The 19059-nt window shown below is 49.4% G+C and carries 21 protein-coding genes; 13 read left to right on the forward strand and 8 right to left on the reverse strand.

Going from position 1 to position 19059, the window contains the following annotated elements; genetic code table 11:
• Window positions 1-114 precede the first annotated feature (114 nt).
• Entirely contained in the window at window positions 115-1164 is a 1050-nt protein-coding gene (locus tag AC2FAP_RS10295) for an acyltransferase family protein (RefSeq protein WP_485452920.1), read from the forward strand.
• A 41-nt stretch (window positions 1165-1205) separates the two neighbouring features.
• Here AC2FAP_RS10295 and AC2FAP_RS10300 read toward each other — a convergent pair whose 3' ends face one another.
• Window positions 1206-3302 carry a tail fiber/spike domain-containing protein gene (locus AC2FAP_RS10300; RefSeq protein WP_485452921.1) on the reverse strand — a complete coding sequence of 699 codons (2097 nt, stop codon included), beginning with the start codon at window positions 3300-3302 and terminating at the stop codon, window positions 1206-1208.
• A gap of 54 nt (window positions 3303-3356) precedes the next feature.
• On the reverse strand, window positions 3357-4613 hold the full coding sequence (locus AC2FAP_RS10305) for a host specificity factor TipJ family phage tail protein (RefSeq protein ID WP_485452932.1): 1257 nt from the start codon (window positions 4611-4613) through the stop codon (window positions 3357-3359).
• A 380-nt stretch (window positions 4614-4993) separates the two neighbouring features.
• On the opposite strand from AC2FAP_RS10305, the gene AC2FAP_RS10310 reads away from it, so the two are divergent.
• The 10 genes from AC2FAP_RS10310 (at window position 4994) to AC2FAP_RS10355 (ending at window position 9684) form a co-directional block, all read left to right on the forward strand.
• Entirely contained in the window at window positions 4994-5239 is a 246-nt protein-coding gene (locus tag AC2FAP_RS10310) for a DUF7446 family protein (RefSeq protein ID WP_485452922.1), read from the forward strand.
• On the forward strand, window positions 5236-5649 hold the full coding sequence (locus tag AC2FAP_RS10315) for an ead/Ea22-like family protein (protein ID WP_485452923.1): 414 nt from the start codon (window positions 5236-5238) through the stop codon (window positions 5647-5649). Before AC2FAP_RS10310 ends, AC2FAP_RS10315 begins: the two co-directional genes overlap by 4 nt.
• A 2-nt stretch (window positions 5650-5651) precedes the next feature.
• Window positions 5652-5888: a hypothetical protein gene (locus tag AC2FAP_RS10320; protein ID WP_485452924.1), complete on the forward strand. Its 237-nt coding sequence runs from the start codon at window positions 5652-5654 to the stop codon at window positions 5886-5888.
• Complete coding sequence (locus AC2FAP_RS10325; protein ID WP_485452925.1) at window positions 5885-6577, forward strand: hypothetical protein; 693 nt, start codon at window positions 5885-5887, stop codon at window positions 6575-6577. The genes AC2FAP_RS10320 and AC2FAP_RS10325 overlap by 4 nt, the downstream gene beginning before the upstream one ends.
• Entirely contained in the window at window positions 6570-6872 is a 303-nt protein-coding gene (locus AC2FAP_RS10330) for an ASCH domain-containing protein (protein ID WP_485452926.1), read from the forward strand. The genes AC2FAP_RS10325 and AC2FAP_RS10330 overlap by 8 nt, the downstream gene beginning before the upstream one ends.
• Before the next feature lie 66 nt (window positions 6873-6938).
• Window positions 6939-7208 (forward strand): hypothetical protein, encoded by a 270-nt coding sequence (locus tag AC2FAP_RS10335; protein ID WP_485452927.1) that lies wholly within the window; start codon window positions 6939-6941, stop codon window positions 7206-7208.
• 31 nt (window positions 7209-7239) lie between these two features.
• The gene (locus tag AC2FAP_RS10340) at window positions 7240-7449 is read left to right on the forward strand and encodes a hypothetical protein (protein WP_180251493.1); all 210 of its coding nucleotides are present in this window, start codon (window positions 7240-7242) and stop codon (window positions 7447-7449) included.
• Between the two features lies 1 nt (window position 7450).
• Complete coding sequence (locus AC2FAP_RS10345) at window positions 7451-8629, forward strand: phage integrase Arm DNA-binding domain-containing protein (protein WP_221696892.1); 1179 nt, start codon at window positions 7451-7453, stop codon at window positions 8627-8629.
• Window positions 8630-8993: 364 nt separating this feature from the next.
• Window positions 8994-9233 (forward strand): DinI family protein, encoded by a 240-nt coding sequence (locus AC2FAP_RS10350; protein ID WP_014170944.1) that lies wholly within the window; start codon window positions 8994-8996, stop codon window positions 9231-9233.
• Between the two features lie 124 nt (window positions 9234-9357).
• On the forward strand, window positions 9358-9684 hold the full coding sequence (locus tag AC2FAP_RS10355; RefSeq protein ID WP_449541861.1) for an NIPSNAP family protein: 327 nt from the start codon (window positions 9358-9360) through the stop codon (window positions 9682-9684).
• A gap of 305 nt (window positions 9685-9989) precedes the next feature.
• On the opposite strand, the gene AC2FAP_RS10360 is transcribed toward AC2FAP_RS10355, so the two are convergent.
• The 4 genes from AC2FAP_RS10360 to AC2FAP_RS10375 all read right to left on the reverse strand — a co-directional run bounded on the left by AC2FAP_RS10360 (window position 9990) and on the right by AC2FAP_RS10375 (window position 13620).
• Window positions 9990-10340: a hypothetical protein gene (locus tag AC2FAP_RS10360; protein WP_449541820.1), complete on the reverse strand. Its 351-nt coding sequence runs from the start codon at window positions 10338-10340 to the stop codon at window positions 9990-9992.
• Between the two features lie 118 nt (window positions 10341-10458).
• Window positions 10459-11418 carry a hypothetical protein gene (locus AC2FAP_RS10365; protein WP_032678589.1) on the reverse strand — a complete coding sequence of 320 codons (960 nt, stop codon included), beginning with the start codon at window positions 11416-11418 and terminating at the stop codon, window positions 10459-10461.
• A 618-nt stretch (window positions 11419-12036) separates the two neighbouring features.
• Window positions 12037-13224 (reverse strand): MFS transporter, encoded by a 1188-nt coding sequence (locus AC2FAP_RS10370; RefSeq protein WP_449541819.1) that lies wholly within the window; start codon window positions 13222-13224, stop codon window positions 12037-12039.
• Window positions 13225-13359: 135 nt separating this feature from the next.
• Complete coding sequence (locus tag AC2FAP_RS10375; RefSeq protein WP_010433451.1) at window positions 13360-13620, reverse strand: DUF2534 family protein; 261 nt, start codon at window positions 13618-13620, stop codon at window positions 13360-13362.
• Between the two features lie 209 nt (window positions 13621-13829).
• On the opposite strand from AC2FAP_RS10375, the gene eco reads away from it, so the two are divergent.
• On the forward strand, window positions 13830-14333 hold the full coding sequence (gene eco, locus AC2FAP_RS10380; protein WP_025203609.1) for a serine protease inhibitor ecotin: 504 nt from the start codon (window positions 13830-13832) through the stop codon (window positions 14331-14333).
• Window positions 14334-14426: 93 nt separating this feature from the next.
• Here eco and mqo read toward each other — a convergent pair whose 3' ends face one another.
• Complete coding sequence (mqo, locus tag AC2FAP_RS10385) at window positions 14427-16079, reverse strand: malate dehydrogenase (quinone) (RefSeq protein WP_138014043.1); 1653 nt, start codon at window positions 16077-16079, stop codon at window positions 14427-14429.
• A 187-nt stretch (window positions 16080-16266) separates the two neighbouring features.
• Between mqo and AC2FAP_RS10390 the strand changes: the two genes are divergently transcribed.
• Window positions 16267-17556 carry a SulP family inorganic anion transporter gene (locus AC2FAP_RS10390; protein WP_047742943.1) on the forward strand — a complete coding sequence of 430 codons (1290 nt, stop codon included), beginning with the start codon at window positions 16267-16269 and terminating at the stop codon, window positions 17554-17556.
• On the opposite strand, the gene mgtE is transcribed toward AC2FAP_RS10390, so the two are convergent.
• The gene (mgtE, locus tag AC2FAP_RS10395; RefSeq protein WP_149376362.1) at window positions 17519-18955 is read right to left on the reverse strand and encodes a magnesium transporter; all 1437 of its coding nucleotides are present in this window, start codon (window positions 18953-18955) and stop codon (window positions 17519-17521) included. The genes AC2FAP_RS10390 and mgtE overlap by 38 nt on opposite strands.
• Between the last annotated feature and the right edge of the window lie 104 nt (window positions 18956-19059).

A 19059-nucleotide genomic window follows, 5' to 3' on the forward strand; every position in this document is an offset into this window, starting at 1 on the left:
TATACAGTAAAGCAAGAACATGGCATCGATCAAGTAGTGTTTTGATAACCCATAACTGGTACTATTCTTATTAATATTGTTTTCAGTTACATACACCGTCTTGCAGAGACCTTGATGAACAGCCTAACAGAAAATCAACACGTATCACTTGAGTCAATGAGGGGTATTGCTGCAATAACTGTCGCTATAGCCCACGTTGTGCAGTTTTTTATCGTCAGGTTCTACCCCGATGCATTTACCTATATAATTTTTGCAGCGCAATCAAGTGTAATGGTGTTTTTCTCTATGTCTGGTTTTCTTATTGGGAAATCCATACAGAGTAACTCATCTAAAAATGACAGCTTCAAGCTCTCAGTTTATGCCGCCAGTAGATTTAAGAGAATCTATCCACCATTAATCCTGTCTATAGCTTTAATAATTCTGTTGAACTACATTTCACCGTACGTGTTCGAGTCAACGAATTCACTTTTCTCTTCATCTGGAAATAGTACTATGCATGGAAAATTTGATTACACTCCTGCACAGATACTATCTGCACTAACGTTTACTAATGGTATATCCACGCCGATAATACAATTCAACCAACCTCTATGGAGTCTCCCGCTTGAGGTTTGGTACTATGCCATAGCTGGGTTGCTATTCACCAAAAAACCATTAACAGCTATTACTGCAATTACTATTTTTATATGCATATCAATGTTTAAGCTGGAATTTTTTATATATTCTTTTGTTTGGTTCTCTGGTTTAATTGTTTCTTACATTCCCGCAGCTAAAGGAAAGTATAAAATATTGGCGCTTTCTATTTTACTGGCTCTTGCTTGCGCCTCACTAAGACTGGGTTCATTATTTGCAGGAAAAGAGGTAATCTTGGCCTATTATAACGCCTCTTTTGGACTTTTCTTTACTGCGTTCATTTATGTGTTTTTAATTATATACGACAAAAGAATTTCAATTCTGAATAATACATCTAAGTACTCTTACACGTTGTATATTACACACTACCCTATACTTTATTTTTTCCTTGGGATGTTTGAGTTAAAGGTCAGAGATGATTTAATTATATCAATACTTGTTGGTTTTATTTCCATATGTTCTGCGCTTGTATTCGCTAGTTATTCGTCTAAGTTTGTTGAAAATAGAAAGTTTATTAGCAGGATAATGTAGTACAATTTAATGATAAATAAGGCCCCAATGGGGCCTTACTTTTAATTATGCATCGTCACAACTGCAAGAGCGGCTCCAGCGCTTAACGTTATGGTAATGTTGTTTCCTGAAATCGCCGTGTTTACTGTGATAGCTCCGGCGCTATATGCTACGTTCTGGCTGGTAATTGTCCTTGTCCTTATGTCAATCTCACACGCTCCATATACTCCTCCTGACTGGGCTATTACGGTCATTTTGCTATAGTTCCAATCAGGGCTCTTGTAATTTATTACCGCAGATGTAACCCCGGCAGTTATCAGGTTAGCGCTTTGACTTTGAGGTAGTTGGTTAAACTCTACAACGGACATTGAACTTGGCGATACGTTATCTCTGATGTCCATTTTTGTTGGCATCCCTGCTGGAACTCTGTTTCCATAATAAGCAAAGGATGATGATGCATTACCAAAGAAGTTATCATTAATCTTCAATCTGAAGAACCCATCAACATTGTTGTTAGAGTAGTACGGATAACTGAAGTTGTTATCTGTATATTTTGTATCATGAAACGATGCAGATCTCATTTTGCCAGTTGCAGTGCCAGCCCTCTCAATTCCAATTGGGGTGTTATAGATTTGAGAAACTTCCACATCTGAATAAAGAGTCTCATTTTGATAAAGAATTTTTGAAGCCCCGTTCACATATCCTGCTTTTACGTTCACTTGCGTGACTCCATAAGAAGCAACTAATGACGGCTTGACAACGTTATCACCACTGAACGAGCCAATTTTTATGTTAAATACGTTTGCATTTGTTACCCTTACACCTATAGGGCTATTATAGCCTCCAGAAAGCATTGCACCCAAAAAACCTACTTTTATGGTATGTGTACTGACACTTGTGTTATCTCCGAAAATCATTAAATGGTTATCAACCACATTCGCGGAATAGCCAACATCAATGCAGCAGTTTACTGATCCACCTCTGTTATCACTTCCATTAGGAGCGTTAGTGTCTATTCCATCAAAGTTTATTCCTCTATGGTCTGACCCTGCTACGCCTCCACTACCAGTTACTGAGCAATTGCTTGCCTTTAAAAATCCTATACAGTTATTGTTATATTTACTGGAATGTATAGCATTGTATTCAGTAGACACTTCCCCATCTAAAATAATATGTACATTATAAATTCTTGCGTTTATTCTAGTATCACCATCTCGCCATGGGATAAAATCTCCATTGTCAGGATCGAAGAATTTAGCAAATCCAAGCATGCCGCCTGACTGAGACTTCAATGAATCTGGAATTGAGGGGTCGTTAAATCTGCCAATTATTCTGCATCCTTTCTTTATGTGAACTGAGATGTTGTCACGTCCTACGTGAGTGCTTCCCAGATGATAAAGCACGCCCTGAGCTTTTAACTCAAAGTTAGACCAACGCTCATTGCGAAGCATTGTTTGAATTGCATTCCTGTTATTCCAGGCTGTGGCAGGATCATAGGTCGCATTAATAATCACGCCATGATTGAGGTCAGTAGGCTGGCTGATTAATCTCAGGAACACGCCATTTGATGCAACATGATCACCATACCCATCAGGCGTCGAGCCGGAAGTGGTGCCGATGTAATATGCGCCGCCGCCGTCTCCTGATGCATAGTAACCGGCTGTAGAGTATGTATGGCCCGGTGAAATTCCGCCAAAAGACTTCATATCTGCAACCGTCTGGAACCCGCGAGTTACGCCGCCATTAAGCGCAAAAATCTCATTTCTTAATTCTTGATCACCTACGTTTAACCATTTACCAGGACCTTGTCCTCCAGAGCTATCCGGCGTTGACCCTGGCGGTACAATCTTCCCACCTACAGGGAATGTTCCAGTCCATTTGTAATATGATGACGTGGCCTCATCGTACAAAATTTCGTTTAGATTTACAGTTGCACCAGTCTGGAAAGTAACGCCTTGTAGTGTTATATATCCGAACGAACCAGCTGCATCAGCGACCATGCTTTCAATGCCAAACCATGTCCGTCGATCATTACCGAAGCGATCCTTCCAGATAGCCTTTGTAATATCGTTAATCGCAAAATCAAAATTTTGCGCGTTATCATAAAGGTCTCTAGGGTCCGTAGAACCCAGAGGATTATTAGTGGCGTAAGTTGTCATGCAGGCTCCGGGCATAAAAAAACCCGCCGAAGCGGGTTTTATATTAATTTCCGTTTAAACGATATCACCAGGATAAGTGGCGTCGTCATACTGGTATTTTGCTGGGTTGTACTGAATGGCCGTTACATCGTTTGTGCCATCACTTCCCGGAGATATTTCCCCTATCAGGGTGTCATAACCTATACGGGTAGATGAGCAGAACATTAGACGTAATGGCTCTACTGCTGGGTCATCAATGATCCATGTTTCTGGCGATAATGCAGATGAGTAAGGTACCGTTAGAGTAAAGTCGTCTATTCGTGTGGGAACGAGTAATGCTGAAGCTTTACCTTCCTGGTCCCTGATGATTACTCTTGGGTCTGGAAAACTCCAGTCTGGCGTCTCACTAAGCCTCAAGGTTATGGTGCTGCTGTTGTAACTCATATCCTCAATCAGGCAACTTAACGTCTGGTTTCCAGGTATGTCATCGGTGAAAATGACTCTGTCCATAAACTGGTAACACAAAGCATCCATTTCTGTGGATGTATCGTGTGATAGCCTTTGCAGCTGATAACCGAGCAAACGCCGCATGCCTATTCTATATGCCCTGTCCTGATTAAGGACGCCATCAAGCTGAAAGTTTTCAACTTTTATCGGAGACGGGTTACCAGGCAGGCGGCATTGTACGGTTTCTTCCGCCCATGTCAGTTCGTTGATATAAGTAACATCTACACCATCGTAATCATCTTCATTAGGAGCCTTGAACGAAGTTGTTAGCTCAGATGTGGTTTCCTGTGGAGTTATTATTCCTGTCCATGGTTTGATACCTTCTCTTCCAGCCGATGCCAAACCTTCAGACAGGAGGAAATAACCCATCCCGGCACCGGTGATGGTCTTCAGCATATCAAGGGCAGAAATAGTATCCGTCGTTGCAAAGTCAAATGTTTCCCCACGCGGCGTCCAGTACGTTGATTCAAGAGAATCAATTGCAGACCTGTCTATTTCGTTATCCTGATACCCAAGAGACTTAAGTACATGGTACAGGGCAGCGCTTATGCTGCGCGGGCTACCTTCGTTATATTGACGTGTTGGAGTTACATTCACCCGCCTGTCAGATTGAGCCCCGAGGCGGTTACCTGTCCTGATGCTTAGCGCCAGAGTAGTTATATCCCGATAGCTTGCTGGCCGCTTGGCGAGTCTTGAGCGTAAAGCCTGCCAGTAAACCTGGTCTCGCGTTGAGCCACCAGCAGGCGGGTCCTTCCTTCTCATCCTTATTTCGTACTGTCCAGGCGCAACATCAATTGCTCTGGTAAAGCCAATCTGGTCTTCAATATTCCGCGTATATCAGCGCTGTCGTGACGCAGGAAAGCCCGTTATCTTGAAGATTCTGAAAGCGAACAGCAGGAAGACGAAGATTGGGACGATGACGACGACGAACCAGATAGCGACAAGGCGAAGGTCCGCGAGATTTACCGCGAACTTTGCAATCGCGGGTTTAGCAATGACTGGGAAGCATATCAGGCAGTTTATGAGGCTGACTGGCCCGAGAACTGGAGTGCGTGGGATATCTGCGACGGGCTGACGTTCAAGACCTACACCAGCCACTTCCGCTGGATTCTGTTTGCCATCACCTGGGCGATCGCCAAATACCACAACACAAAGCTGGTCGATAAAGCAATGTATACGTACCTGGCAGTGAAAGGAGTGCAGTCATGAGCAATACAATCAGCGTTATTAAAAGCCCAATCACCAATCGTATTTACGCTGGGCGATCTCGTGCAGTTAAAGGGCTGGCGCAAGGTGTGCGTCAGTTCGTGGGAGACAAGTTTGACGTTACTGATGAAGCACTGCACGCCGTTGCGCATTACCTGGTGCATACAGATGACATCAAAGTTTTCACGCTTCCAGACGGACGTGAAATCCATCTGCGTGCTGACGTGAAGGAGGCTGCCCCATGAGCAACATCGACAAACGCGCATTACGAAAAGCTGCGATACATGCAAAGACTGTCGATGACTGGGGATGTGATGCTGACAACTTCCACGAAAAAGCAACGCCTGATGCTGTTCTGGCGCTGCTGGATGAGCTGGAAGCAGAACAGCGAATCAGTGCGACGTGGAGAAAAACGGCAGAGTCGAACAGTGAAAAGCTGGAAGCCGCAGAGAAGCGGATTGCTGAGCTGGAGGCGCGGGAGAAATCGCTTCGCACTGTGGGGGTAATGAGTCAGAAGGCCTTTCAACGGCTTGAGGGCAGAGAATCGCGGTTCATAGCTCTGTGGCCTCGCCCTGAAATTTACCTTCCGCGCAAACGTCCTGAAGACGGCGTAATTGTTTACGCCCGTGTTGCTGGCACCGGTAAAGGAGAGTGAGCATGGCTCGCTATATAGCAGTAATTCACGGCTGGCACGTCAGTAGTAATGGGTTTGACGTGCATGAACTGGGCGCAACTGACAGAGAATCGGCCTACAACGAAGCAGTGTTGTTGAAGCATAAGCGAGAAAGCACCTTCGACAAATGCGCATTCACTGTGGTTGAGATTGCTGACCACGAAAGATTGTCACGCAAGTTAACGCTCCGCGAACGGCTGACGGGGAGGACTAACCCATGAGCACTATTACCAGAGAACAGTTACGCGAACGCGCGCGAGAAAAGGTGAAGAGTCTGGAATTTGCCGTCACACAGGCCGCTTTCTCTGATTCACGCGCAGAGCTTGAGGAAGAACTGGAGCTGGCGCGTATCGCGCTGGCTTCGCTCGAAGCGGAGGAACGTGCAGATCCGGTGGCATTCATCAACGGAGCATGGACACTGGTCTATTACCGCCCGCCGAAAGAGCTTGGACTGAAAATTGGTGACAAGCTCTACACCGCCCCGCCAGCGCCGGTATCTGTGATGGATGAAGCAAAATCACGCGAGCTATTTGAAAAAAACTGCATGGCGAATATTGAACGCAACAAGTGGCATCCTGACCTGTACGCACACCTACCGGCCAGGGAGCAATGGGCTGCGTGGGAAGCCTGCCGCGCCGCCATGCTTCAGAGTGCCGAACCTGTAACGACGGCTTACAAGTTGCCTGAACTGAGGTATCTCGACACAGTAAAATTCAACGCAGACTGCGCACTTCAGGACCCTGAAAGCATCTATGCTCAGGAGTTTTTCCTGTCGCTTGACGAGGTGTTCGGAGAGCGCGGTAACTACACGGAGCCGGTGCAGGCCAAGGCGGTATCTATTTTGATAGCGGAGATATTTCGACTGCGTGGATACCCAGCAGCACCGCAGCAGGAGGTGAAGAATGGCTAACCTCCAGCTGGCAGTTAACGGTGAATACTTCGACCAGATGAAGTCCGGCGAGAAAACAGAAGAGTATCGCCTGGTTAATCCGTACTGGTGCCGCAGGCTATCACATGGCCATAACCAGCAATTACCTCGTCGCTTTGACCGCCTGATTATCACCCGCGGCTATCCGAAGCGTGATGACCTGAGCAAGCGCATCGATGTTCCGTATGCTGGCTACGAGGTAAAGGTGATAACGCATCCACACTTCGGTCCAGATCCGGTGAAGGTCTTCGCTATCAGGGTGAATATCCATGCCTAACCCATTCGACGCGATTATGTTCGTGCTGCTGGCAATCGGTGCCCTGCAGCAACTGGGGTGGCTGCCATGGTGAGCAAACTCAAACAGCGGCGCTTGCGCCGCCTCAAAGCCGATGTTGCCTGGTGGCGAGAAGAGGCAGAGGATTGCCGATCCCGCCTGCTGGAACTGGCCGGAGAAATCGACAGGCTCAAAAAGCTGGTTATCCGCGTACCCATGCCGGTGCTCATACCTAAAGAGATGGCCCACCAGCTTTATTACACCGAAACAAAAAGATGTCGTACCTGCAATGATGGGCTCCGTGGTGGTTGTTCATCATGCATTTTCTATAAAAGATAGCCGGGTGCAGCCGGTTAAGTGGAGAATAGCCATGGCCAAGTTGATGAAGGCGAGTCTATGGGGAAAGCGAGAGTTTGAACCTGGCTCAGTTCCAGATAACAGAACTATCAAACGCTGGATTGAAAACGGTAAGCTTCAGGGTCGCATCGTAGATGGAACGATCCTTGTAAGTTCCTCAGAAAAATGGGGCGTTGACTCAATGGTCAGTGAAAGAGTTCGTCAGTTAATTCAAGAGGATTAACATGGCCGCAAGACCACGTAAAAGGGAAAACCGAAATCTCCCTGACTTCCTGCTTTATGATAAAGCCACCGGACAATATCGCTTTACACTTATAACCGGGAAACGTAAAAGCATTGGAACTGATCGCGTAATGGCAATCGCCATTGCCAAAGAATATAACCTCAGAATGAGGCCTGAAACGGTCCCGTCCGTTGAAAGCCTGATTAGAGACTCAGGCGGACTTAATGGAGAAGCACAACCATTCAGCCATCATATTGATCGCATTATGGCGCGTGCCGTAGCCGATGAAAAACCATCACAAAGTACCCTGGATGACTGGAATAATGACGCTATCAGGGTTAAGGAATTTTTTATCGATATCCCTGCTTGTGACATTGAGCTTGAGCATGTGAACCAGTTTATTAACCGCTACCATGCTGATGCTTCAGCTAACGTTCAAAACAGGAAAGTGAGCTTTCTCAAAAAATTGTTCTCTTATGCTGTTGACGAATCATTAATGATGGATAACCCGGCAGCACGTAAAAAAATGCGCCGCGTTGAAGATAAGAAGCGCAAAAGGCTCGCACTGGATAACTTTATTGCTATTAGAAACGCAGCAGAACCATGGTTAAGAACCGCAATGGACCTTGCCCTTCAAACGACACATGCTCGTCTAGAAGTTTCAAGAATAAAATATTCGATAAGGGAACCGAAGAACGGCGTTTGTGGATGTGTATGGTTAGACCAACCTGAAAACGGGATATACGGAACTTTGTACATTCACCGCCAGAAGGTGCAAAAGAAAGAAGCATCGCACGTAGCGATCCCAATTGGAGAGGAATTGAAGAGGATTATTGACGATAGCCGGGATAGTGTTGCCAGTCCGTATGTTGTTCACCGTATACCAGAACGAAATAACAAACGCAGTAAAGAGGTTTCGCACCCTACTCAGGTAGCGCCAGATTATCTTAGCCGTTCGTTCTCTGCACTGCGTGACAAACTTGGGTTGTGTGATCATCTTCCAATGGATGAGCGTCCAACCTTTCATGAGATCAGGGCTCTTGCCGCTCACTTGTTTGATAGCCAGGGTATCGACCCTCAGGGCAGGATGGCACATAGTGATGCCAAATCAACGAAGATATATACCAGTAATCATATTGACTGGGTTATGGTTCCACATGGTGAGATCAAGGCAGGATAACCAATGGCGAAACCACACCTTAAGTCATTGATGTGTATAGTGCAGATAATGCGTAAATTTCACTGTTTGCTTATACAGTCGAATGATGTGAAAGCCAGTAATGGCGCGGCTTAGAAGCTATTTATGCGGGTGTCATGGGGTGTCGGGGGTCGGAGGTTCAAATCCTCTCGTGCCGACCAAAAATACTCTTTAAAACCAGCCACCTATGGCTGGTTTTTTTATTGCATCATTTCTGATGGGAATCATTACCTGTAGTTTCAGCACCAACGGTCGACAACCCCCCTTAAAACACTCCGCCACGCTTGACGCTGTATATTTTTACAGTAAAAATACCTCCCCCACTTGAAGTTATTACGGAGGTTTTATGTTTGTTGAATTGGTTTACGATAAGCGAAATGTTCAGGGTCTGGATGGAGCCAGAGAAATTATATTGGCCGAGCTTACGAAGCGAGTGCATAACATCTTCCCTGATGCTGAAGTGAAGGTTAAGCCTATGCAGGCTAACGGACTCAATAGCGATGCCAGTAAAAGCGATCGTGAAAAGTTGAACCGCATGCTGGAGGATATGTTTGAAGAGTCTGATATGTGGCTTACAAATGAATAAATTTCTTTGAAGCCCTCATATCGAATGTACTGGCGCGGACTTTAGCTGATAATTTTCCTTTGTGTAACACAATAACATTGGACAATCGACTTAGTGCGATAAACCAACGTCTGGAGCAGTGATGATGAAAACAGTCGAGATACTGCAATACAATTTACACAAAGGCACCGGAGCATTTTTTCATAACGTCATGGCAGAAATTAGCGTTCCCCTACATCAACGCCATGGCATCGATGTGGTGTCATTTGGTAACTCTCTGCACGATCTTGATTGCTACTATCTCATTCGAGCCTTTGAAAGTATTGAAAATATGAATACGGTGCTTAATTCTTTCTACGCGAGCGCAGACTGGCGCTGCGGGCCTCGTGAGTCCATCATTGACTGCATCGAAACAAGCATTAAGACAGTAATTGATCTGCCACGAGTAAGTGTGAATGGGCTGCGAGTGTAAGTCCAAATCTGTTACGTCGCGATTGAGCGTTTACTGCCATATTAAGTTTGGTTCGGTGTATTGAAACTGCCAAAACGAGTCTTAGCTACTACATATCAAACCCTGCCCTGATCCCCCTTGATTAACACACCGCGATGTTTGTAATGTCTTCATAAGCCACATGAGGACATCCCCAAGAAGCGTTTTTCCGACCAACATATTGTTGAAAACCAACCCTTCCGGGTTGTTTTTTTATTTCTGCAAAGGGAAAGGGGTGTCATGTCACTCACTGGAAAAAAAGGGGCCCGTTTAGGCCCCCTGATGCGTTACGGTTTCACTTTGGCCTTTTCCTCATTGATGACGTTTAGCGCTGCTGCGGTGCAATCACCCTGAGCGATCCTGAGCGTGCCCGCCTGTTGGCGTTGCTCCAACAATGCGGAAAGCGTGTTGTAAACTTTCGTTTCGTGGTGGGCCTGTGCATAGCCCAACGCCTCGCAGATTTGAAAATCTGACATTGCCGCAACACGTTTACCATTTCCCCCCATGAAAGGCCGGGTGCTCAATGCATCCGTTTCGGGTTGGGAAGCAATGCTACATGCTGTTGTAGTCACCGCTGCCAGAATGAAGAATGTCCACTGAGCCTTTTTCATCAGTAACGCTTTTTTTAAGGGTTTCACTTAAAATACTTCCCAAATTCGACATGTTGTCGCCTGATTTCTTTCAGGTTTGCCACTATTCCAGCCATACACCAGCCACTGACAACCCCCAAAAACCACCCCATCAAGAGATTGACTATCACCAGTGACCCACGTTTCTGGAGCCAGACTGAGCGCTACCACCACCAATATGATTGCCACCGCCTAAGCCGTGGGCGCTGTTGCTGTTGGCTGCATTGTTGCTGCCGTTCCCCGTCCCATGCTCATGCCGTGAGTTATTACGGCTATGATCGCTTCCCTGACGCTGAGAGACGATCAACGCGTCTACATGCGGAACTGCGATTTGCACATTCGGATCGACTTTGGCGATCTCCCCTGCGGTGGTGGTAGTAGTGACACCATTAACCGTGATATTCACAGGCGTCCCCGGCTTCATACTGGACACAGCAACGTTAATCGAGCCCGTGTCTTTTGTTATGGCAACACTTGTAACGTTATCAGGTGCTTTCGTGGTGGCTGGAGTATGAGTAAGCGAGGGCGCAGTAACCGCCGTGCCAGCGGGTAAGGCTGGACCTGTTGTCGCTTGCTGCATAGACACCACTGCGGCGCGGTAAGTTGTGCCTGTGATTTGTGGCGCAGCCACTGCAGACATTTTGGTGGCGTCAGGGGTGTTAACGGCAGTTCCTGCAGGTAAGGCTGGCCCTGTTGTGACTTGCTGCATTGAAATTACAGCGTTCCGGTAAGTCGTGCCCGTAATGTGTGGCGTTTTCTGCTGCAGGGGTTGCGGCGTTCTTTGTGTTACAGGTCGCGGCGCATCGGGAGCCATTTCAGTTGCCTGTACTGCATTAATACGATCGCCTGCAGTGCGTAAGCTGTTTTCGATGTCCCCTAAACGGGCCATATTTTCAGGTGAACGGTCGGCATTGTAAGCCTTTAATGCAGCCTGCTTATCCTCCATGGCCTGATTGGCTTCATTGCGAATCGACTGAATAGCAGTGGCTTTTTCATCCATGGTCATGAAATTAGAAGCGAAGGCGTTCACACTTCCGCATGAAAGCGCAATTATTACGGATAAAGAAATGATAGAATGGCGGTTCATTACAATAATTACCTTTAATTTATGTTAAGGGAAAACAGAAACAACAATTAACTACCCCGGCACATGTCGGGGACTTTTTTCAACAAACGAAACAAGCACTTCAAACCGCGCATAATAACGACTGTAAACGATTACACTTTTGATATTTATCAATATCCCTAATTCAAATCGTAGAAATAACAATCAACTCAGCCCCTACATTTCCCTGTTAATTCGCTTCAAAACATCTCTATTGTTATCGCAACAAATCATTTTTTTAGTGGATAACACTCAGATGGTGAATTTTTCCGGTTCATTATCCTGCATAAAAAAGTGAAATAATGTTTCAGTGCACGTGCATTGACGTAACGAAAGCATACCTCCTCTGGATAAAGCGCCCTGTCCCTGCATAGCTGGTGTGGCCCCAAGCCAGACACCGTCAGCAATGCAGAGAGGAATACATGCCCGGATTTCACGCGATAAGAGGTGTGATAATTGAACAACGTGGCGGTATAGCGGGGGGGGCTAATTACAGAGGCAGGAATTTATTGCAATTGATGACAGGGCTGGACAGCATAAATGCTGTCCAGCCCAGATTCGTACGACTAAAAAAAGAAAAGCATTTTAATAACCGTATTCTTACCGCACTTCGGCAGGCGTTTTACGCAGATAAAGCAGCGTCAGCAAACAAATCACCGCGCCGGCATAAAAGATATATTCTGCGCCCCACAGTTCCCAGATAGCGCCGGCACCCACGCTGGCCATCAGTAACCCGACCCCGCTGACCAGACTGAAAAGACCAAACGCCGTACCGCGCAAATCCGCAGGTGCTGTTTTGGCCACCATCGCGGCCAGCAGCCCCTGAGTCATCCCCATATGCATGCCCCAGAGCGCAACGCCGACAATAATACCGGTCCAGTGGGTACTCAGGGCCAGAACAACATCAGCGGCAATCAATACGACTAGCCCCCACTGCAGAAGCCGGGTATGGCTCATACCATCAGAGAGTTTGCCAAACGGATAGGCCGAGAAAGAATAGATCACGTTCATCACCACCATCACCAGCGGGATTAAGGCCAGGGGAACGCCAGACTGTTGCGCACGGAGGACAAGAAAAGCCTCGCTAAAACGTGCCAGTGTGAATACCGCCCCCAGGCCAATGACCCACCAGCACGATTTTCCCAGCCGCGTTAAATTCTCTCTTTTGATGGGATTAGTGCGTTTATGTTCGACAGGGGTTTTCGGCTCCTTCAGGCCGAAATACAGCAGCGCAACCGAAAGAAAGCCGGGGATCAGGGCTATCCAGAAAACCGCGCGAAAATCATTGTGTAGCAGCAGCATTAACCCCACGGCCAGTAGTGGCCCCAGAAATGCGCCGGTGGTATCCATAGACTGACGCAGGCCATATGCCGCCCCACGCAGTTCCGGCGGGGTGATATCTGCGACCAGTGCATCCCGTGGAGCACCGCGGATCCCCTTCCCCGCACGATCCATCAGGCGCGCGCCTAAAACCATCCCCGAAGAGGATGCGAGGGCGAAAAAGGGTTTGCTCAGCGCACCGAGGCCATACCCGAGTAGCGCCAGCCCTTTACGCTTGCCAAGATAGTCGCTAATCGCCCCCGAAAAGACTTTGATAAAGAGAGCGGTAGCCTCCGCGAGTCCTTCAATCAGGCCGATAACCAACACGCTCGTTCCAAGCGTAGTCACCATAAACAGTGGAAGCAGGCTGTGAATACTCTCTGACGAGATGTCCATCAACATACTGACGCCACCCACTACCCAGACCCCACGAGGGATCCGGCTGAGTACCGTAAATCTGGAAAGCATCTGTAACTCCTGCTCTGAAAATAGTGGCCTGACTGCTTACAGAATAGGATACGACGGATTAAAAACCTGAGGAAGAACAACGAGCCAATAAAAAAGCCAGCGCTCAGGCTGGCTTTTTTATCGCAGGAAAGGCGTTTAGTGTTTATCACGCCCACCCAGGAAGAAAATGCCCAGCGGAATGGCAAGCAGCACGGTGAACACCAGGCTATAAACAAAGATCATCGCTGATTGCAGGACATACATGCTGGTCGTCCAGGCAGAGAGAGGAATGTTGTACTGTTCAATAACGCCAACAATGGTTGCCCGCCCAACGCACGCGGCAGCAATCATAAACACAACCAGTAGCGCCAACAGGAACTTGCGGCCTTCAGGTGTTTTCAGTTTTGCACGTACCATCTCTCTCTTCCCTTCACAGATGAATAACATTATGTGGCGCTTAAAATAACACGATCTGCCACCAGACTCCAATGCAGTACAAACAACCACTCATTGCGCATGAATAGAGTTTTATGCGCTGCCAATATTGAAAATGTAAGTAAATTACACTAACCATTCACGAACATTATGTTAACCTGTGCCTGATAGTTTGACATAAAGGAATGACTGTGAAAAAAGCACCTAAATTTGCCATTGCCCTGATTGCCGCCGCATGCGTTAGCACCAGCGCTTTCGCCAGCGACACCCCTAAAGCGCAGCCTCTGGAAAAAGTAGCGCCTTATCCGCAAGCGGAAAAAGGGATGAAGCGTCAGGTCATTCAGTTACCCGCTCAGCAGGATGAAGCGAATTTCAAAGTGGAACTGTTAATTGGCCAGACGCTGGAAGTGGACTGCAACCAGCACCGTCTGGGCGGTCAGCTGGAAAGCAAAACCCTGGAAGGTTGGGGCTACGACTATTACGTCTTTGATAAAGTGACGTCTCCGGTTTCGACCATGATGGCCTGCCCGGATGGCAAGAAAGAGAAGAAATTTGTTACCGCGTATCTGGGTGACAACAGTCTGCTGCGCTATAACAGCAAGCTGCCAATCGTCGTTTATACGCCTGCAAACGTGGAAGTGAAATATCGCGTGTGGAAGGCGGAAGAAGAGACGGGCACCGCAGAAGTCCGTTAAGGATAAGCCGTGTGGCGATTTCGCCTGACCCGGCCATGATACTGTGCGGTTTAATAAGCCGGGTAAGCGCTAACGCTACCCGGCTTTTTCACATCAGAGTGCGATATCCGCGACCGGTTTGTTTTCCGCCTGAGGCTTCAGCTCTGCCTTTGGTGCTGCGTCAGCAGCAGCTTGCGGCTTCACATATTGCAGCTGCAGAACGCGGCTGGTGTATTCCAGTTCCTGTTCCGTCGCGTCAACGTTACCGTTCAGCTTAGTGCCGTAAGAAGGAATAATGGTTTTCAGTTTTGCCTGCCATTCCGGGCTGGCAACTTTGTCTTTAAACACTTTTTCCATCAGATGCAGCATGATTGGCGCAGCGGTAGAAGCCCCCGGTGACGCACCCAGCAGCGCAGCAACAGTGCCTTCTTTGTCACTGACCACTTCGGTACCCAGACGCAGTACACCGCCCTCTTTCGGATCGCGTTTGATGATCTGTACACGCTGACCCGCCTGCCACAAACGCCAGTCTTCTTTCTTCGCCTGCGGATAGTACTCTTTCAGCGCCTCAAAGCGTTCATCGTCAGAGAGCATCACCTGGCTAATCAGGTATTTCACCAGATCGAAGTTATCCAGACCGACGTCCATCATGGGCTTAACGTTAGAGGTGGTGGTCGCACTCAGCAGGTCCCACAGGGAACCGTTTTTCAGGAACTTCGTGGAGAAGGTCGCGAATGGCCCGAACAGCACCACACGTTTACCGTCAAGCACGCGGGTGTCGATGTGCGGAACGGACATGGGTGGCGCACCAACGGAAGCCTGACCGTAGACTTTTGCCAGGTGACGATTCACCACTTCCGGGTTTTCAGACACCAGGAACTGACCGCCCACCGGGAAGCCTGCGTAATCGTCCGCTTCCGGAATACCGGTTTCCTGCAGCAGTTTCAGCGCCGCGCCGCCCGCACCAATAAAGACAAACTTCGCCTTGATGACGTGCTCTTCTTCATTGTGTTTCAGATCGGCAACGGTCACGCTCCAGCTGTTATCCGCATTGCGCTTAAAGCCACGCACTTCGGTGCTGAGCTGCAGATTAAAGTTCTCTTTTTTCTGCAGGGAACCTACCAGCTGGCGGGTAATTTCGCCGTAGTTCACGTCAGTACCAATTTCAGTACGGGTCGCGGCGACTTTCTGGTTCGGGTCACGACCTTCCATGACCAGCGGAGCCCACTCTTTAATCTGCGCGTGATCTTCGGAGTATTTCATGCCGCGGAACAGCGTGCTCTGCTGCAGAGCCGCATAGCGCGCACGCAGGAAGTTAACGTTCTGCTCGCCCCACACAAAGCTCATGTGCGGCACGGTGTTGATGAAGGAGTGCGGATCGTGCATTACGCCGCTGTTCACCTGGTGAGACCAGAACTGGCGAGAAATCTGGAATGCTTCGTTGATCTCAACCGCCTTCTCGATACTAATGGAACCGTCCTTTTTCTGCGGTGTGTAGTTCAGTTCCATGAGTGCCGAATGGCCCGTACCGGCGTTGTTCCAGCCATTCGAGCTCTCCTGCGCCACGCCATCGAGGCGCTCGACCATGGTCATAGACCAGTCCGGCTGCAGTTCTTGCAGATAGGTTCCCAGCGTGGCGCTCATAATACCGCCACCAATTAAAAGGACGTCCGTTTCCTGCTCTTTTGGCGTGTCAGCTTTTGCCGCCATTGAGACGGTATTCAGCCCCACGGCCAGAGACAAGAGCATGGCAGTCATTTTTTTCATAATTTATGCCTTAGTGTAAAAGTGCGTGATGCGTGGAAATTGCAGGTGAAAAAAGCTGCGCGGGAACGGTAACAACTTTTAAATGGTGTTTAAAGGTTAAGAAATTATTGTAATTGTGAAATTTAATGATGGATTGTTTGTGAGGGATTACCTATGCGGCTGGCAAAAGGCGGCTTTTCTGGCTAGTATGTTGCGTTTTGTGATCGCGCGCACGGAAGCCTGCCCTAACCTGCGAAGTGTTATGTCATTACCCGATTCTTCTTTACCCCATGAAGGCCATGTCGCCTCGGTGTTACGCTCTCCCCGGCTGCTGATGCGTGAAACGCTGGCAGGCGTGATTACTGCCCTGGCGCTTATTCCTGAAGTGATTTCGTTTTCTGTCGTCGCAGGGGTTGATCCTAAAGTCAGCCTGATTGCTTCCGTGGTGCTGTGTCTTGCCCTGTCCGTGCTCGGCGGCCGCCCGGCAATGGTCACGGCGGCAGCGGGTTCCGTGGCGCTGGTGATTGGCCCGATGGTGCATCAGCATGGCGTGCAGTACATTTTGCCGGCCGTTCTGCTGGCCGGGGCGATCCAGATCCTCTTCGGCGTGCTCGGCATGGCGCGACTGATGCGCTTTATTCCGCAGTCGGTGATGACCGGGTTTGTTAACGCGCTCGGTATTTTGATCTTCTTCGCCCAGGTTCCCCATTTCTGGAGCCGAAGCCCGCTGATTGTGGGCCTGTTCGTGCTGACGCTGCTGATCGTCCTCTGGGTGCCCCGCTATATCAAAAGTATCCCCGCGCCGCTTATTGCCATTGTGGTGTTAACCCTGTTTACCGTGACCACCGGGCAAATCCTGCCGACCGTGGGTGACGAAGGCACCATGAGCGGTGGCCTGCCCGGGCTGACGCAGCTGCTTGTCCCGCTGAACACCGATACGCTGAGCATTATCTGGCCATGCGCATTAAGCATTGCGTTTGTGGGTCTGCTGGAGTCGCTGCTGACGGCAAAATTGGTGGATGAGCTGACGGCGAGCCCGTCCGGCAAGCGCCGCGAAAGCATTGGTCTGGGCATCGGTAACATTCTGGCCGGCTGGTATGGCGGTATCGCAGGCTGCGCCATGATTGGTCAAACCATCGTCAACGTGGAGATGGGCAAAGGCCGCAGCCGCATTTCCACTGTTGCGGCCGGTCTGGTGCTTCTGGTGCTGGTGACGGCGCTGAGTGAAGTGATGGCCCGCATCCCGATGGCCGTGCTGGCCGGGATTATGGCGATTGTCGCCGTCAAAACCTTCAGCTGGCATAGCCTGCAGCCCGCGACGGTGAAAAATGCCCCCCTTGCGGAAACGGTCGTGATGCTGGTGACCGTTGCAGCCACGGTATCAACCGGTAACCTGGCCATTGGCGTGCTGGGCGGGATTATCGTGATGGCACTCCTTCCCGCCCGAATTAAGCGTCGGGTTAAAGAAGAAAAAGCGTTGCCAGCCCAAGAAAAATAAAGAAGCCGCCCGTATCGGTGATGGCAGTGATCATGACGCTCGACCCCACTGCGGGGTCGCGCCCGAGTTTTGTCATCGTCAACGGGATGATGACGCCCATCATCGACGCAACCAGCAGGTTCAGCACCATCGCCAGCATCATCACGCCGCCTAATGCCATATCGTCGTACAGCCACCAGGTAATGCCGCCCATAATTCCGCCCCACACCAGGCCATTAATCAGCGCCACGCCCATCTCTCTGAAGATCAGGAAGGCAAAGTTACCCGGCTGAATGTTCTCCAGCGCCAGCGCGCGAACAATCATGGTGATGGTCTGGTTGCCGGTGTTGCCGCCTATCCCGGCCACAATCGGCATCAGCGAGGCTAACGCGACCAGCTGCGAAATGGTGTGTTCGAAGCCATCAATCACGCGGGAGGCGATAAACGCGGTACAGAGGTTAATGGCAAGCCAGGCCCAGCGGGTTTTGACCGCCTTGCCCACGGAGGCATGGACGTCATCTTCGGCGCTGATCCCACCAAGCGCACGCAGATCGTTATCGGTCTCTTCGTAGACCACGTCAACGATCTCATCGATTGTCAGACGTCCCATCAGCTTGCCGACCGAGTCCACGACCGCCGCACTCACGAGGTCGTCACGTTCGAAGGTACGCGCGGCTTTTTCCGCGTCATCCTCCGGCGAGAAGACCATCGGCTCGTTTTCCATGACCTCGCTCACCCGCCGCTGAGTGCTGTTGAGCAGGATCGTTTTCAGCTCCAGCTCACCAAGCAAGGTTTTATCCCGCGAGGTCACGAACAGTTTATCGGTGTTGTCGGGCATACTCCCCAGGCGGCGTAAATAACGCTGCACCGTGCCGAGCGTGACGTCCGGGCGCACCGTGATGACGCCAAACTCCATAATTGCGCCAACGCTGTGTTTATCGTAGTGCATCACCTGGCGCACGCGCGCCCGCTCATCGGCAGGCAACGAGGCCAGCAGTCGGCCGGTCAGGTTACGCGGCAGGTGTTGAACAAGGTAAATCTGTTCGTCGATATCCAGCGTTTGCAGGGCATCAAGAATATCCCGGTCGCTCATCTCATCGATAAGATCATCCCAGACGTTTTCCGACGCCTCCAGCAGCACCTGCCCGCGCTCGTGATCCTGCACCAGACGCCACAGGGCGTGACGCTCTTCCGAGGGAAGTGCTTCGAGGGTATCCGCCAGGTCGGGCGGAGGCAAATGGGCAACCAGTGCACCTACCTCAGCAATATCGTCGGCTAAAGTGCCGACATCATATTGCTCAGCCAGGGTCAGTTTGCCCAGTAACGAAGACGTGACCGCTTTATCGGTCGTGAGAAGCCAGATGAGACGCGCACGTTCCTGGTCACGCTGCCGGGCGCTGTTTTTCTTTAATACCGACATCAATCATAAATCCATGAAATGAGATGGCATTAAGCATAGCGCGGGGATATGTAAATAAGAATAAACAACGGGACGGGATGCATAAAAAAGCGGCACATCGGCCG

Source organism: Enterobacter cloacae complex sp. 394I7 (assembly GCF_057320345.1).